Annotated in this window: 13 protein-coding genes and 3 tRNA genes; 4 read left to right on the top strand and 12 right to left on the bottom strand. The window is 64.0% G+C overall.

The window, feature by feature from the left end; genetic code table 11:
- Positions 1–3: 3 nt before the first annotated feature.
- The 4 genes from H928_RS0106940 to H928_RS26570 all read left to right on the top strand — a co-directional run bounded on the left by H928_RS0106940 (position 4) and on the right by H928_RS26570 (position 5,831).
- Positions 4–3,168, top strand: coding sequence for an efflux RND transporter permease subunit (locus H928_RS0106940; RefSeq protein ID WP_021025839.1), 3,165 nt, complete (start codon positions 4–6; stop codon positions 3,166–3,168).
- 60 nt (positions 3,169–3,228) lie between these two features.
- Positions 3,229–3,942 carry a protein-L-isoaspartate O-methyltransferase gene (locus H928_RS0106945; protein WP_021025840.1) on the top strand — a complete coding sequence of 238 codons (714 nt, stop codon included), beginning with the start codon at positions 3,229–3,231 and terminating at the stop codon, positions 3,940–3,942.
- Between the two features lie 53 nt (positions 3,943–3,995).
- Positions 3,996–4,331, top strand: a complete 336-nt coding sequence (locus tag H928_RS0106950; protein WP_021025841.1) for a rhodanese-like domain-containing protein — start codon at positions 3,996–3,998, stop codon at positions 4,329–4,331.
- A gap of 81 nt (positions 4,332–4,412) precedes the next feature.
- The gene (locus H928_RS26570; RefSeq protein ID WP_021025842.1) at positions 4,413–5,831 is read left to right on the top strand and encodes a TolC family outer membrane protein; all 1,419 of its coding nucleotides are present in this window, start codon (positions 4,413–4,415) and stop codon (positions 5,829–5,831) included.
- 39 nt (positions 5,832–5,870) lie between these two features.
- Here H928_RS26570 and H928_RS26575 read toward each other — a convergent pair whose 3' ends face one another.
- The 12 genes from H928_RS26575 to iscR all read right to left on the bottom strand — a co-directional run bounded on the left by H928_RS26575 (position 5,871) and on the right by iscR (position 14,039).
- The gene (locus H928_RS26575; RefSeq protein ID WP_052329807.1) at positions 5,871–6,851 is read right to left on the bottom strand and encodes a hypothetical protein; all 981 of its coding nucleotides are present in this window, start codon (positions 6,849–6,851) and stop codon (positions 5,871–5,873) included.
- Positions 6,852–7,223: 372 nt separating this feature from the next.
- Positions 7,224–7,298: transfer RNA gene (locus H928_RS0106965), tRNA-Val, on the bottom strand.
- Between the two features lie 37 nt (positions 7,299–7,335).
- Positions 7,336–7,410, bottom strand: a tRNA-Val gene (locus H928_RS0106970).
- Between the two features lie 39 nt (positions 7,411–7,449).
- Positions 7,450–7,524, bottom strand: a tRNA-Val gene (locus H928_RS0106975).
- A gap of 58 nt (positions 7,525–7,582) precedes the next feature.
- Entirely contained in the window at positions 7,583–8,299 is a 717-nt protein-coding gene (gene dnaQ / locus H928_RS0106980) for a DNA polymerase III subunit epsilon (protein ID WP_021025844.1), read from the bottom strand.
- Positions 8,300–8,370: 71 nt separating this feature from the next.
- Positions 8,371–8,709 carry an ISC system 2Fe-2S type ferredoxin gene (fdx, locus tag H928_RS0106985; protein ID WP_021025845.1) on the bottom strand — a complete coding sequence of 113 codons (339 nt, stop codon included), beginning with the start codon at positions 8,707–8,709 and terminating at the stop codon, positions 8,371–8,373.
- A 29-nt stretch (positions 8,710–8,738) separates the two neighbouring features.
- Complete coding sequence (hscA, locus tag H928_RS0106990; RefSeq protein ID WP_021025846.1) at positions 8,739–10,604, bottom strand: Fe-S protein assembly chaperone HscA; 1,866 nt, start codon at positions 10,602–10,604, stop codon at positions 8,739–8,741.
- 126 nt (positions 10,605–10,730) lie between these two features.
- The gene (hscB, locus tag H928_RS0106995) at positions 10,731–11,249 is read right to left on the bottom strand and encodes a Fe-S protein assembly co-chaperone HscB (RefSeq protein ID WP_027010646.1); all 519 of its coding nucleotides are present in this window, start codon (positions 11,247–11,249) and stop codon (positions 10,731–10,733) included.
- Between the two features lie 115 nt (positions 11,250–11,364).
- A complete protein-coding gene (gene iscA, locus H928_RS0107000) occupies positions 11,365–11,688 on the bottom strand; it encodes an iron-sulfur cluster assembly protein IscA (RefSeq protein ID WP_021025848.1) in 324 nt (107 codons plus the stop codon).
- Between the two features lie 6 nt (positions 11,689–11,694).
- Entirely contained in the window at positions 11,695–12,093 is a 399-nt protein-coding gene (gene iscU / locus H928_RS0107005) for a Fe-S cluster assembly scaffold IscU (RefSeq protein WP_021025849.1), read from the bottom strand.
- A gap of 36 nt (positions 12,094–12,129) precedes the next feature.
- On the bottom strand, positions 12,130–13,350 hold the full coding sequence (locus H928_RS0107010) for an IscS subfamily cysteine desulfurase (RefSeq protein WP_021025850.1): 1,221 nt from the start codon (positions 13,348–13,350) through the stop codon (positions 12,130–12,132).
- Between the two features lie 152 nt (positions 13,351–13,502).
- Positions 13,503–14,039 carry a Fe-S cluster assembly transcriptional regulator IscR gene (iscR, locus tag H928_RS0107015; protein WP_021025851.1) on the bottom strand — a complete coding sequence of 179 codons (537 nt, stop codon included), beginning with the start codon at positions 14,037–14,039 and terminating at the stop codon, positions 13,503–13,505.
- Positions 14,040–14,068 lie beyond the last annotated feature (29 nt).

Genomic DNA, 14,068 nt, shown 5'->3' on the forward strand with positions numbered 1-14,068 from the left:
TCCATGTGGTTCACCCGCCTCAGCCTGAACAACCCGGTGCTGGCCACGATGATGATGGCCGCGCTGGTGGTGCTGGGCCTGTTCTCACTGCAGCGCCTCAAGGTCGACCAGTTCCCGAATATCGATTTCCCGGTGGTCGTCATCACGGTGGACTACCCCGGCGCCGCGCCGGAGATCGTCGAGAGCGAAGTCACCAAGAAGATCGAGGAAGCGGTCAACGCCGTGGCCGGCATCAGCGCCCTCACCTCGCGCAGCTACGAGGGCACGGCCGTCATCATCATGGAGTTCCAGATCTATGTGGACGGGCGCCGCGCGGCTGAGGATGTGCGCGAGAAGATCGCGGCCGTGCGCCCCTTGCTGCGCGACGAGGTCAAAGACCCGCGCGTGATCCGCTTTGACCCGGCAGACGCCGCCGTCTGGTCGCTGGCCCTGCTGCCTGACCCGAGCCGGGGCACGCCGCCCAGTGCGATTGCGATGACCTCCTGGGCCGACCAGGTGCTCAAGAAGCGCCTCGAGAATGTACGCGGCGTGGGGGCCGTGAGCCTGGTGGGCGGCACGCCGCGCGAGATCAATGTCTACCTGAACCCGCAGCAGATGGAGGCGCTGTCCATCTCGGCGAGCGAAGTGGCCGATGCCGTGCGCCGCGAGAACCAGGATCTGCCGCTGGGCTCGGTGCGCTCGCGCGAGCAGGACCGGCTGGTGCAGATCGACTCGCGCATGAAGCGGCCCGAGGACTTCAACCAGATCATCGTGGCCCGCCGCAATGGCGCGCCCATCTACCTGCACCAGGTAGCGCGCGTGCAGGATGGCGCGCAGGAGCTGAAGAACCTGGCCTTGTACAACGGCACGCGCACCCTGCTGCTGTCGATCCAGAAATCGCAGGAGGAAAACACCATCGAGGTGGTGGACGGCCTGCGCCGCGCAGTGGCCGAGATCACGCCCGAGCTGCCGCCGGGCCTGCGGCTGGAGCCGATTGCCGATGCCTCGCGCCCGATCCGCGTGGCCGTCGACAACGTGCGCCAGACCCTGGTCGAGGGGGCGGTGCTCACCGTGCTGATCGTGTTTCTGTTCCTGCACTCCTGGCGCTCGACGGTCATCACCGGCCTGACCCTGCCGATCTCCATCATCGGCACCTTCTTTTTCATGTATGCCTTTGGTTTCACCATCAATATGGTGACCCTGATGGCCTTGTCGCTGTGCGTGGGCCTGCTGATCGATGACGCCATCGTCGTGCGGGAGAACATCGTGCGCCACCTGCAGATGGGCAAATCGGCCTACCGCGCGGCGCTGGAAGGCACGCAGGAGATTGGCCTGGCCGTGCTGGCCACCACCTTGTCGATCGTCGCGGTGTTTCTGCCCATTGGTTTTATGGGCGGCATCATCGGCAAGTTCTTCCATGAGTTTGGCCTGACCATTGTGGTCGCCGTGCTGCTGTCGATGTTTGTCAGCTTTACCTTGGACCCGATGCTCTCCAGCGTCTGGCATGACCCCAGCGTGCACAAGGGCGGCAAGCCCGCACGCAACGGGCTTGCACGGGCGCTCGACCGGGCGCTGGCTGGCTTTGAGGCCGCCACCGAGCAGCTGAGCGCCGGCTACCAGCGCCTGCTGGCCTGGGCGCTGCGCCACCGCTTGACCAGCCTGCTGGTGGCGCTGGCGATCTTTATCCTCAGCCTGCTGCTGCTGCCGCTGCTGGGCACCGAGTTTGTGCCGCGCGCCGATTTTTCCGAGACCCAGATCCGCTTTAACGTGCCCGTGGGCGCTTCGGTGGAGGCGACCGAGGCGCGCGCCCGCCAGGTCGAGGACGTGGTGCGCCGCAACCCGGCCGTGCGCTACACGCTGACCACGATCAACACCGGCAATGCCAACGGCAAGAACTACGCCAGCATGTATGTGCGCCTGGTGGACCGCAGCCAACGCAGCCAGGATGTGCAGCAGATATCGGCCAGCCTGCGCGCGGAGCTCAACCGGATCGCCGGCATCCAGGTGACGCACGTGGGCCTGCTCGAAGCGGTGGGCGGCCAAAAGCAGGTGGAGTTCTCGCTGCAAGGCCCGGATCTGCAGGAGCTCGAACGTCTGGCACGCCAGGTGAGCGAGCGCCTGCAGCATATCCCCGGCTTGGTGGACCTCGACAGCAGCGTGCTGGAGCGCGAGCCCATCGTGCAGCTGCAGTTCAACCGCGATGCCGCATCCGACCTGGGCCTGCCGATGGGCCAGGTGGCGACAGCGCTGCGCACCCTGGTCGAAGGCGACACGGTGGGCAACTGGCGCGCGGGCGACAACCAGACCTATGACGTGCGGGTGCGCCTGGCGCCCGAGGCGCGCGAAAACCCGCAGATGCTGGCCCAACTGCCGCTGACGGCCATGGGCGCCAATGGCCAGCCCCATACGGTGCGCCTGAGCCAGCTGGCCACCTTGACCGAAACCACCGGCCCCAACCGCATCAACCGCCGGGCGATGAACCGCGAAGTCGCCTTCAATGCCAACGCCAACCAGCGCAGCGCCGGCGAAGTGGCCGCCGATATCCGCGCGGTGCTGGCGCAGACCACCTTCCCGCCCGGCTACCGCTATGAATTTGCCGGCAGCACCAAGAACATGCAGGAGTCCTTTGGCTACGCGCTGTCGGCACTGGCCTTGGCGGTGATCTTTATCTACATGATTCTGGCCAGCCAGTTCCGCAGCTTCTTGCAGCCGCTGGCGCTGATGACCTCGCTGCCACTGACCCTCATTGGCGTCGTGCTCACTTTGATGATGTTTGGCACCACCTTGTCGATGTTCTCCATCATCGGCGTCATCTTGCTGATGGGCCTGGTCACCAAGAATGCCATCTTGCTGGTGGACTTTGCGATACGCGCCCGCCAACCCCAGCCTGGCGAAGACGGCCAGATGGTGCCCGGCCTGCCCCGTGAGCAGGCACTGCTGCTGGCCGCCCAGGTGCGGCTGCGCCCCATCTTGATGACCACCCTGGCCATGGTGTTTGGCATGGTGCCGCTGGCCTTTGCGATGAGCGAAGGGGCTGAGCAGCGCGCGCCACTGGGCCAGGCGGTGATCGGCGGGGTGATCACCTCGTCGCTGTTGACCCTGGTGGTGGTGCCCGTGGTGTACTGCTACCTCGATGATTTTGCGAAATGGGCCGCCCAAAAGTGGCGGCGTCCCGCTATGGAACCCTAAGCGGCCTAAAATAAGGGGTTTTTTCTTGCCCCACCCCCAACAAGCCAACCGGAGTCTGCAATGAGTTTGCCACTGAACATGTCCCCCAGCACGGATGATAAATACCGCGCAGCACGCTACAACATGGTCGAGCAGCAGGTTCGCCCCTGGAGCCTGGGCGACGAACAGGTGCTGGCGCTGATCGGCACGCTGCGCCGTGAAGAATTTGTTCCCGATGGCCTGCAGGACATGGCGTTCATGGACATCCAGCTGCCACTGCTGGGCGATGACGGCGAAGAAGCCGTAGCCAATGGCCACTGCATGCTGCCTCCCCGCGTCGAAGCACGCGTGCTGCAGGATCTGAAGCTGCAAGCCCATGAAAACGTGCTGGAAATCGGCACCGGCTCGGGCTATATGGCTGCGCTCATGTCGCGCCTGGCCAAGCAGGTCACCTCGCTGGAGATCGAGCCTGCGCTGGTCGAGCTGGCCCGCGCCAACCTGCACCGCGCCCAGATCAAGAATGTCGATGTGGTGCTGGAAGACGGCTCCAACGCCCAGGCCATCGGCGGCAGCTATGACGTGATCGTGCTGAGCGGCTCGGTCTACGAAGTGCCAGCGGCACTGCTCGACAAGCTCAAGGAAGGCGGCCGTCTGATCGCTTTTGTGGGCACCGAGCCGATGATGCGCACCACCGTCTACACCCGCACGCAAGGCAAGCTGACGATCAGCCAGCCTTGGGACACCGTGGTGGCCCGCCTCAAGGGCTTTGCCGAGGCACCCCGCTTCAAGTTCTGATGACCCCCGCAGCGCGGCGGCCTGGGGGCCGGCTGCGCTGCAGAAAGTGATGTATGGAGCAAATCCGCCCCGCGCAACTCAATGAATGGCTGGCCCAGCACGCTGACCAGAACCCCCTGGTGCTGGATGTGCGCGAGCCCTGGGAGCTGCAGACTGCCTCGGTCAAGCCCGAAGGTTTTGAGCTGCTGAATATCCCGATGCAGCAGATTCCCGCGTCGCTCAACCTGCTCGATGAAGACCGCCCCATCGCCTGCCTCTGCCACCACGGCATGCGCAGCATGCAGGTTGCCGTGTTCCTGGAGCGCCAGGGCTACAGCCAGATCAGCAACCTGACCGGCGGCATCGACCTCTGGACGGCTGAGCGCGACCCCTCGGTGCCGCGCTACTGACCTGCGGCCCGCGCCGTTTGCGGCGCGGCATCGGGCCTCTGCCCTGGCCGCGCCTCCCCTTGTACCACCCCCTACTGCACCATGCGCCAAGCCCCTGCCCTGCCTCGTCTGAGAACAACCTGCGCCGCAGCTGCTGCGCTGCTGCTGGGCCTGGCCCAGTGGCCGGCCCAGGCCCAGAGCCTGATGCAGATGGTGGAGCAGGCCAGCGGCTATGACGCGCAGTGGCAATCGGCCCGCGCCAACCTGGATGCGGCCATTTCCCGGGGCGAGCAGGCACGCGCCGGTTTGCTGCCCCAGGTGGGCCTGCAGGCGCAGTCGCAGTACAGCCACACGGCCATCAACAACCCCGAGCTGCGCCTGAACGGCCCCGACCACCAGATCGGCATCACGGCCAGCCAGCCGCTCTACCGCCCGGCCAACCGCATTGCGCTGGAACAAGGCAAATTGGGCGGCGATATCGCCCGGCTGCAGCTCGATGCCGCGAGCCAGGATTTGCTGGTGCGGGTGGCCCAGGCCTACTTTGATGTGCTGGCCGCGCAGGACAGCATGGTGTTTGTGCAGGCCCAAAAGGCTGCCGTCAAAGAGCAGCTGGCCGCTGCCAAGCGCAACTTTGATGTGGGCACGGCCACCATCACCGATTCGCGCGAAGCCGAGGCCCGTTTTGACCTGGTGCGCGCGCAGGAGATCGCCGCCGAGAATGACCTGACCGTCAAACGCCTTGCGCTGGACAACGCCGTGGGCACACCCGGCAACCAGCCCTGGCCACTGAAGCAGCCGGTGCTGCTGCCGGCGACCACGCCCGACAATGTGCTGATGTGGGTGGACCAGGCCCAGAGCGAGCAACCCCAGATCCGCATTGCCCAGCTGGCTACCAACCATGCCCGGCTGGACACCAAGAAGGCCGAAACCGGCCACCTGCCCACCGTGGACCTGCAGGCCACCGTGGGCCGCCAGCTCTACCCCAAGGGCAGCATCACCATGCCCACCCATGGCTACAACGCCAACCAGGCGACCGTGGGTGTGGTGCTCAATGTGCCGCTGTTTGCCGGATTTTCCGTGCAGAACCGGGTCAAGGAAACGCTGGCACTGGAGAGCAAGGCCGAGGCCGACCTGGACAATGCCCGCCGCACCGTAGCGCAGAACGTGCGCAGCGCCTTCTTTGGCCTGCAGTCCAACGCCAGCCAGGTCAAGGCACTGGAAGCGGCCGAGGCATCGAGCCAGCTCGCGCTCGATGCCAACCTGACCGGCTACCAGGTGGGCGTGCGCATCAATATCGATGTGCTCAACGCCCAAAGCCAGCTCTACCAGACCAAGCGCGACCTGGCCCTTGCCCGCTACAACACCTTGCTCGGCCAGCTCAAGCTCAAGCAGGCGGCCGGCACCTTGGCGCTGAACGATATCGAGGTGCTGGACCGCAGCATGCTGACCAGCACGGCGCCCGCCGCCGCAGCTCCCGGCGCGTTGCCTGCGACCCAGTCCGCCCCCTCATCCGCACGCTAAAGCGCTCCACGCGCCTGGGCAGGGCCGCACAGCGCGCCATCAAGGCAGGCTGCCAAACAAGGCCGGCCGTGCTGCATCAGAGGGCAGCACGCAGGCGACATCATGGGCGCAGCCCGGCACGGTGGACAGCGGCTGCGGGCGCGCTGGCTGCAGCACCTGGGCCACATAGGCGGCATAGCCCTCTCCCCGCTGGCGGCGAAACGGCCCTTGCAGCATGGCGGCGCAGGATTTATCGAGCGCGCCATAGCTCGTGCCCTTGCCGGCATGGTTGTCGAGGGCGCCTTCCAGATAGTGAATATCCGCCTGGCGGTAGCGCTCGCGCGCCTGCGCAGCGGTGGGCCCCAGGCTGGACGGCAGCGCCTGCGTGCCGTATTTCCAGTCGTGGTAGCCCGGGCAGGATGCCACTTCAGGCAGTTGCATGCGGTAGTCGCAACCGCCATCGCTGCAGGCGGCCCAGTCCACGTCGCGGCCCGCGCGCTGGGGCTGCGGGCGCAGCGGATCGAAATACAGCCAGGTGCCGGGGTCAGCCACCACATAGCGCAGCGATACTCCGGCAGGCGCCGGCTGGGCAAAGCCGATGCTGCGCTGGAGCATCTGCCCACCGGCAGAAAAGCCCGCCAACGTGATGTGGTGCACGCTGGGCCAGCGCTGGTGGATATGGGCGACCAAGGCATCGAGCGCAGCAATCGCGTTGATCGGGGTCCTGCCAGCACCGGCCTGGGAGTTTTGCCCGGCCAGCCAGCTGCCGCAGGTCCACAGCGCATCACCCGGCTCCGGCGCAGGCGTGCCCTTGGTGCGGCAGCGCTCGGCCTTGTCGCTGGCCACCTGGTAGAGCGGCGCAATGACCAGGGTCTCGTCCAAGCGCCCTGCCCTGCGTGCGGCATCCAGCGCGGCATTGAAGCTGCGGTTGGCATCGCGCGGGTGCCCATGCATGATCAAGAGCGCCGTTTGCGGCCCGCCAGATCCATCGGCATTTTCGGCTTGCGGCGCTTGCGGCGCTTGCGAGGCATAGAAATGCATGCGCCCGGCCTGGCCTGGCAGCGCAAAGCCTTGGTAACAGGCGTCTGAAGCCTGTTCGGTACAGGTCTGTGGCGCCAATGCTGGGGTGGATGGCGGGCTTGAAGCTGCCCAGCCACTGCCAGCGAGCAAGGCGGCCAGGCCAACACCAAAAGCGAGTGTGCGAGCGGTCATAGCGGTACCGTGGTAGTCCCAAGACCTGCCATCCTAGGCCTTTGTGGCCCAGCGGTGCAGCACCGGGGCGGGATTTACCTGGCAGCGACAGGCCCGATACATGAACGGCGTGGTGGACTGCGCTGCAGCCTGCGCAGCGCATGCACAAGCGCGCAAAAAACAAAAAACCTCTTGAACAGAACATTCAAGAGGTTTGTTGTTTGGTGGGTGATACATGGATCGAACATGTGACCCCTGCCGTGTGAAGGCAGTGCTCTACCGCTGAGCTAATCACCCCAGGCACGCCCCAAAGAGGCCTACCGAATCTAAATTGTGGTGGGTGATACATGGATCGAACATGTGACCCCTGCCGTGTGAAGGCAGTGCTCTACCGCTGAGCTAATCACCCCAAGCATGCCCCAAGGGACATACCGCAACGACGATGAATTGGTGGGTGATACATGGATCGAACATGTGACCCCTGCCGTGTGAAGGCAGTGCTCTACCGCTGAGCTAATCACCCAAAATCTCTCGCCGTCAAGCCCTCTATTATGACAGCAAATGTTTGCTGGCTGTGAGAATTAGGCCAATTTTCTCCAAATAGTTTTGCCGCCGCTGGATTTGTCCAGCTGCGTCAGCACCTCGTCGTGGGCGGCCAGCTCCGCCTCCGACGGCAGGATCACGGGCAGATCGAACTGCGCAAAATCCACTTTCTTGACCACCATGGCCGCGTTGGACTTGTTGTTCGATGCCATGCTCTCAGACGAGAGCAGCTGTTCCTGCCCACGCGTCATGTTGATGTAGACGTCAGCGAGCAGCTCGGCATCGAGCAAAGCGCCGTGCAGGTCGCGGCCGGAATTGTCCACTTCCAGGCGGTCGCATAGCGCGTCGAGCGAGTTGCGCTTGCCCGGGAACATGTCGCGCGCCATCAAGAGCGAATCCAGCACACCGCTCACCATGCTGACCAGGGGCGGCATGCCCACCCGTTCGAACTCCTTGTTCAGGAAGCCCATGTCGAATGGCGCATTGTGGATGATCAGCTCGGCGCCTTCGAGGTAAGCCCGGATCTCTTCGGCTTTCTCGTGGAAACGCGGCTTGTCGGCCAGAAACTCGCTGGTGATGCCGTGCACGCGCAGCGCGTCCTCATGGCTTTCCCGGTCGGCATTGAAGTAGAGGTGCAGGTTATTGCCAGTGAGCTTGCGGTTGAGCAGCTCGACACAGCCGAGCTCAATGACACGGTCACCATCGACGACTGACAGACCCGTGGTTTCCGTATCCAGAACAATTTGGCGCGACATCTACAGCTTCCTCGACTCAAAACACCGATTGTAAAAGCCGCTCGCGCCCGCGCGCCCGGCCCAGCCCACGCTCAGTGGTTTTCCTTGGCGTGGTTGATCGAGTACTTGGGGATCTCCACGGTCACATCCTCGCGCGCCAAAATGGCCTGGCAGGACAGGCGCGACTGCGGCTCCAGACCCCAGGCGCGGTCGAGCAGATCGTCCTCTTCCTCCTCGGAAGGGTCCATGGAGTCGAAACCCTGGCGCACGATCACGTGGCAGGTGGTGCAGGCCCGGCTCATGTCGCAGGCGTGTTCGATGTTGATGCCATTGTCCAGCAGCGCCTCGCAGATCGACGTTCCGGTGGGCGCCTTGATCTCGGCGCCTTGGGGACAGTATTCGGCATGGGGCAGGATTTTGATGATAGGCATGGGAATGTGGTTCTTCTTGCTGTAGTCGGTTAAATGGATTGCACGTTCTTGCCGGCCAGGGCCTGGCGGATGCCACGGTTCATGCGCTCGGCGGCAAAGGCCTCGGTGCCCTTGGCCAGCGCATCGGTGCGGGCCTCGATCTCGGCGGCACTCTCGCTGCTGGACAGGGCCCGGCGCAGCTGGTCCATCAGCGCGTCGACCTGGCTACGCTCGGCGTCAGTCAGCAGGTCGCCATCGGCATCGAGTGCGCTTTGGGTGGCAATCAGCAGGCGGTCGCCATCCACGCGCGCTTCGACCAGCGCACGGGCCTGCATATCGGCCTGGGCGGTGCTGAAGCTGTCGCGCAGCATATGGGCAATCTGGTCGTCCGAGAGGCCGTACGAGGGCTTCACATCGATATGCGCCTCCACCCCGCTCACCAGCTCTTGCGCGCCCACGCTCAGCAGGCCATCGGCATCGATGGTGAAGGACACGCGGATGCGTGCAGCGCCCGCGGCCATCGGCGGGATGCCGCGCAGCTCAAAGCGCGCCAGGCTGCGGCAATCAGCCACCAGATCGCGCTCGCCCTGCACCACATGGATGGCCAAGGCCGTCTGGCCGTCCTTGTAGGTGGTGAAGTCCTGGCCGCGTGCGGTCGGAATGGTTTCGTTGCGGCTGACAATGCGCTCGACCAGGCCGCCCATGGTCTCGATGCCCAGCGACAGCGGGATCACATCGAGCAGCAGCAGGTCGCCATTGGTGTCGTTGCCGGCGAGCTGGTTGGCCTGGATGGCCGCACCCAGGGCCACGACCTCGTCGGGGTTCAGGTTGGTCAGTGGGGGCTTGCCAAAGAAGTTGCCGACTGCAGTCTGCACCTGGGGCATGCGCGTCGAGCCGCCCACCATCACCACGCCTTGCACCTCGTCCTTGGCCAGCTGGGCATCGGCCAGCGCGCGGCGCACGGCCGTCAGGGTGCGGGCCGTCAAGGCCTGCGTGGCCGCATCAAAATCGGCCCGACTCAGCGACAGCGCAATATCCTGGCCCGACAGCTGCGCGGAGAACGTCACCTGGTCGGCGTCGGTCAGCGCCTCTTTGGCGGCCTTGGCGGCCAGGCGCAATACCGCCTTGTCCTGCGCGCTCTGCACCGTGCCGCCGGTTTTCTCCAGCACCCACTGGCCCAGTGCGGCGTCATAGTCGTCACCGCCCAGCGCCGAGTCACCGCCGGTGGCGATGACTTCAAACACACCGCGCGTCAGGCGCAGCACGGAAATATCAAAGGTGCCGCCGCCCAGGTCGTAAACGGCGTAAATGCCTTCGGACGCATTATCGAGGCCATAGGCAATCGCTGCAGCAGTGGGCTCGTTGATCAGGCGCAGCAACTTGATGCCGGCGAGCTGGGCCGCATCCTTGGTGGCCTGGCGCTGTGCATCGTCAAAGTAGGCGGGCACGGTGATCACCGCGCCGTACAGGTCGTTGTCGAAGGTGTCTTCTGCGCGGTAGCGCAAGGTGGCCAGAATCTCGGCGCTGATCTCCACCGGGGTCTTGAGACCGGCTACGGTCTCGATGGCCACCATGCCACTGCCCTCGGGCTGCACCAGTGCATAGGCCAGCTGCTCGGGCGCATGGATATCGTCCAGGTTGCGGCCCATCAGGCGCTTGGCCGAGGCAATGGTGTTGGCGGAATCCACGCCGGGCTGGGCGAGCGCCGCATAGCCGATATCGCGCTTGCCATTGGCGTGGTAGTGCACCACCGATGGCAGCAGCACCCGGCCTTCATCATCCGGCAGGCATTCGGCCACCCCGTTGCGCACGGCAGCGACCAGCGAGTGCGTAGTGCCCAGATCAATGCCCACCGCAATACGGCGCTGGTGCGGATCAGGAGATTGGCCAGGTTCTGAAATTTGGAGCAGTGCCATGGATGCGATCTATCTTGTGTTCTCTTGCCTGCGGCCCGCGCGGGCGCACGGAGGCAGCGGTCTCAATGGGGGTGTCGCCAAGGCATGCTGTGCGGCCTGGTGGGCCGCCCTACCTTGGTCAAAAGCCTATTGTCCCAGTTGCTCGCGGCGGCGGTCGATGTCGCCGCTAAATCGCGCAACAAACATGAGGGCTCTCACCTGCTGGGCCGCTTGCGCATAGTCGCGCTCCACATCCAGCAGCTGCTGGCAGCGCGCCAGCATCGTGCGGCGCGCGCTGGCGACCTGGTCATCCAACGCATCAACGTCGGTCTGGCTCTGCGCGTCTTCCAGCGCCTCGCGCCACTCCATCTGCTCCATCAGAAAAGCGGTGGGCATGGCGGTGTTGTCCTCGGCGCGGATGGGCGCGTCATGCATCTCGCACAGGTAGGCAGCGCGCTTGAGCGGGTCCTTCAAGCGCTGGTAGGCCTCATTGATGCGCACCGACCACTGCATGGCCACGCGCTGGGCGGCAGCCCCTTGCGACGCAAAGCGGTCCGGATGGGCCTGCTTTTGCAAGGCCTTCCAGCGCTCAGCCAATTGCTGGGCATCTTGCGCAAACTGCAGCGGCACGGCGAACAGTTCAAAATCGTTGGATTGCAGATTCATCATGAAAAAACCGCCTGGCAAAAGCACAGGCGGTTTGCAGTTTTGGCATCAGCGATGCCGACAAACAAGGCCGGGTCAGCCCATGAAGGCCAACCGGGCGCCTGACCCCGAGGCCTCAGATTCTGAAGCTCTCGCCACAACCGCAGCGATCACGCTCATTAGGGTTGTGGAACTTGAAGCCCTCATTGAGGCCTTCGCGCACAAAGTCCAGCTCGGTGCCGTCGATGTAGGCCATGCTTTTGGGATCGACCAGCACCTTGACGCCATGGTCTTCGAACACCACGTCCTCAGGCGCTGCCTCGTCCACATACTCGAGCTTGTAGGCCAGGCCCGAGCAGCCGGTGGTCTTCACGCCCAGGCGCACACCCACGCCATGGCCGCGACGCGACAGGTAGCGGTTGATGTGGCGCGCAGCCGATTCAGAAAGCGTGACAGCCATGGCGTTTTAAGCCTCCGCCTTGGCAGTGTGCTTGGCCTTGTAGTCGTTGACCGCCGCCTTGATCGCGTCTTCAGCCAGGATCGAGCAGTGGATCTTCACCGGTGGCAACGCCAGCTCTTCAGCGATCTGCGCGTTCTTCAGCGCGGCGGCTTCGTCCAGGGTCTTGCCCTTGACCCATTCGGTCACCAGCGACGACGAGGCAATTGCCGAGCCGCAGCCGTAGGTCTTGAAGCGTGCGTCTTCGATCACGCCGGTGTCGGCATTGACCTTGATCTGCAGCTTCATCACGTCGCCACAAGCTGGAGCGCCGACCATGCCGGTGCCCACCGATTCATCACCCTTGTCGAACGAGCCCACGTTGCGGGGGTTCTCGTAATGATCAATCACTTTGTCGGAATATGCCATCTTGGTACCTCTTTACAGTTAGCGGCTGCGCCGGCTTTAGTGGGCAGCCCACTGGATGGTGCTCAGATCAACACCGTCTTTGTACATTTCCCACAGGGGGCTCAACTCGCGCAGCTTGGTCACGTTTTCACGGATCGATGCCACGGCGTAGTCGATGTCTTCATTCGTCGTGAAGCGGCCAAACGTCATGCGCAGGCTGCTGTGGGCGAGCTCATCGCTGCGGCCCAGCGCGCGCAGCACATAGCTGGGCTCCAGGCTGGCGGAGGTGCAGGCCGAACCCGAGGACACGGCCAGGCCCTTGATGCCCATGATCAGCGATTCGCCTTCGACGAAGTTGAAGCTGATGTTCAGGTTGTGCGGCACGCGGTGGTTCAGGTCACCGTTGACGAACACTTGTTCAATGTCCATCAGACCGTCGAGCATGCGCTGCTGCAGCGCCTTCGCATGGGCGTAGTCCTTGGCCATGTCTTCCTTGGCGATGCGGAAAGCCTCGCCCATACCGACGATCTGGTGCGTCGCCAGGGTGCCCGAACGCATGCCGCGCTCATGGCCACCGCCGTGCATCTGCGCTTCGATGCGCACACGGGGCTTGCGGCGCACGTACAGCGCGCCAATGCCCTTGGGACCATAGGTCTTGTGCGAGGCCAGGCTCATCAGGTCGACCTTCAGCGCGGTCACATCGATCTCGACCTTGCCGGTGGCTTGGGCCGCATCGACGTGGAAAATGATGCCCTTTTCGCGGCAGATGTTCCCGATGGTGTCGATGTCCTGGATCACGCCGGTTTCGTTGTTCACGAACATGACGCTGACCAGGATGGTGTCGGGGCGGATGGCCGCCTTGAACACGTCCAGATCCAGCAGACCGTCTTCCTTGACGTCCAGGTAGGTGACCTCGAAGCCTTCACGCTCCAGCGCACGCATCGTGTCCAGCACGGCCTTGTGCTCGGTCTTGACGGTGATCAGGTGCTTGCCCTTGCCCTTGTAGAACTGCGCAGCGCCCTTGAGCGCCAGGTTGTCCGACTCGGTGGCACCGCTGGTCCAGACGATTTCACGCGGATCGGCATTGATCAGCGCGGCGACTTGCGCACGGGCCTTTTCAACCGCCTCTTCCGCCGTCCAGCCCCAGGCATGGCTGCGCGATGCAGGGTTGCCGTAGTTCTCGGACAACCAGGGAATCATCGCTTCAACCACGCGGGGGTCCACGGGCGTGGTGGCGCCGTAATCAAGGTAAATAGGGAAGTGTGGGGTCGTGTCCATATCTGGCTCTACTGGCGCGTGCTGGTGGGCACCCGCAAAAACTCAAAACGCAATCATCGAATGAACTTGCCGCACCCGGTTCAGGGCGTAACAAGGCCTCCCGGCACTGCGAAGAGCACCGGGGGATGCGGCGACCAGCGCCGCATCAACAATCAGGATTTGGCAAACACATTGCCCAGTGCAAACACCGAGTTCGGTGCGGTGACACGGATGGGCTTGACAACCGGCGTGGTCGAGATAGCGCGGCGCACGATGGGCTTGTCTTCGATCTGGATGCCCTTGGCCAGTTGGTCATCGACCAGCTTTTGCAAGGTGACAGAATCGAGAAACTCCACCATGCGCTGGTTCAGCGATGCCCAGAGTTCGTGCGTCATGCAGCGACCGGCCTCACCCATACAGTTTTCCTTGCCGCCACACTGCGTGGCGTCAATAGGTTCATCTACCGAGACAATGATGTCGGCAACTGTGATCTCAGCGGCCTTGCGGGCCAGGGTGTAGCCGCCACCGGGGCCGCGGGTGGACTCCACCAGTTCATGGCGGCGCAGCTTGCCAAACAGCTGCTCCAGATACGACAGCGAGATCTGCTGACGCTGGCTGATCGCAGCCAAAGTTACCGGGCCATTGTTCTGGCGCAAAGCCAGATCAATCATTGCAGTCACTGCAAATCGGCCTTTGGTGGTGAGACGCATAATCGTTCCTTAGAGGTCAGGCTTGATAA

The sequence above is a fragment of the Comamonas sp. B-9 genome, assembly GCF_000410635.1.
Classification (GTDB): Bacteria; Pseudomonadota; Gammaproteobacteria; order Burkholderiales; family Burkholderiaceae_C; genus Comamonas.

Bases quoted from the DNA above. Each gene is read 5' to 3' on its own strand.
- H928_RS0107010 (WP_021025850.1), bottom strand. From the start codon at position 13,350: ATGGACACGACCCCACACTTCCCTATTTACCTTGATTACGGCGCCACC.
- H928_RS26570 (WP_021025842.1), top strand. From the start codon at position 4,413: ATGCGCCAAGCCCCTGCCCTGCCTCGTCTGAGAACAACCTGCGCCGCA.
- hscA (WP_021025846.1), bottom strand. From the start codon at position 10,604: ATGGCACTGCTCCAAATTTCAGAACCTGGCCAATCTCCTGATCCGCAC.
- iscR (WP_021025851.1), bottom strand. From the start codon at position 14,039: ATGCGTCTCACCACCAAAGGCCGATTTGCAGTGACTGCAATGATTGAT.
- H928_RS0106945 (WP_021025840.1), top strand. From the start codon at position 3,229: ATGAGTTTGCCACTGAACATGTCCCCCAGCACGGATGATAAATACCGC.
- H928_RS26575 (WP_052329807.1), bottom strand. From the start codon at position 6,851: ATGCATTTCTATGCCTCGCAAGCGCCGCAAGCGCCGCAAGCCGAAAAT.
- iscU (WP_021025849.1), bottom strand. From the start codon at position 12,093: ATGGCATATTCCGACAAAGTGATTGATCATTACGAGAACCCCCGCAAC.
- iscA (WP_021025848.1), bottom strand. From the start codon at position 11,688: ATGGCTGTCACGCTTTCTGAATCGGCTGCGCGCCACATCAACCGCTAC.
- dnaQ (WP_021025844.1), bottom strand. From the start codon at position 8,299: ATGTCGCGCCAAATTGTTCTGGATACGGAAACCACGGGTCTGTCAGTC.
- H928_RS0106940 (WP_021025839.1), top strand. From the start codon at position 4: ATGTGGTTCACCCGCCTCAGCCTGAACAACCCGGTGCTGGCCACGATG.
- H928_RS0106950 (WP_021025841.1), top strand. From the start codon at position 3,996: ATGGAGCAAATCCGCCCCGCGCAACTCAATGAATGGCTGGCCCAGCAC.
- hscB (WP_027010646.1), bottom strand. From the start codon at position 11,249: ATGAATCTGCAATCCAACGATTTTGAACTGTTCGCCGTGCCGCTGCAG.
- fdx (WP_021025845.1), bottom strand. From the start codon at position 8,709: ATGCCTATCATCAAAATCCTGCCCCATGCCGAATACTGTCCCCAAGGC.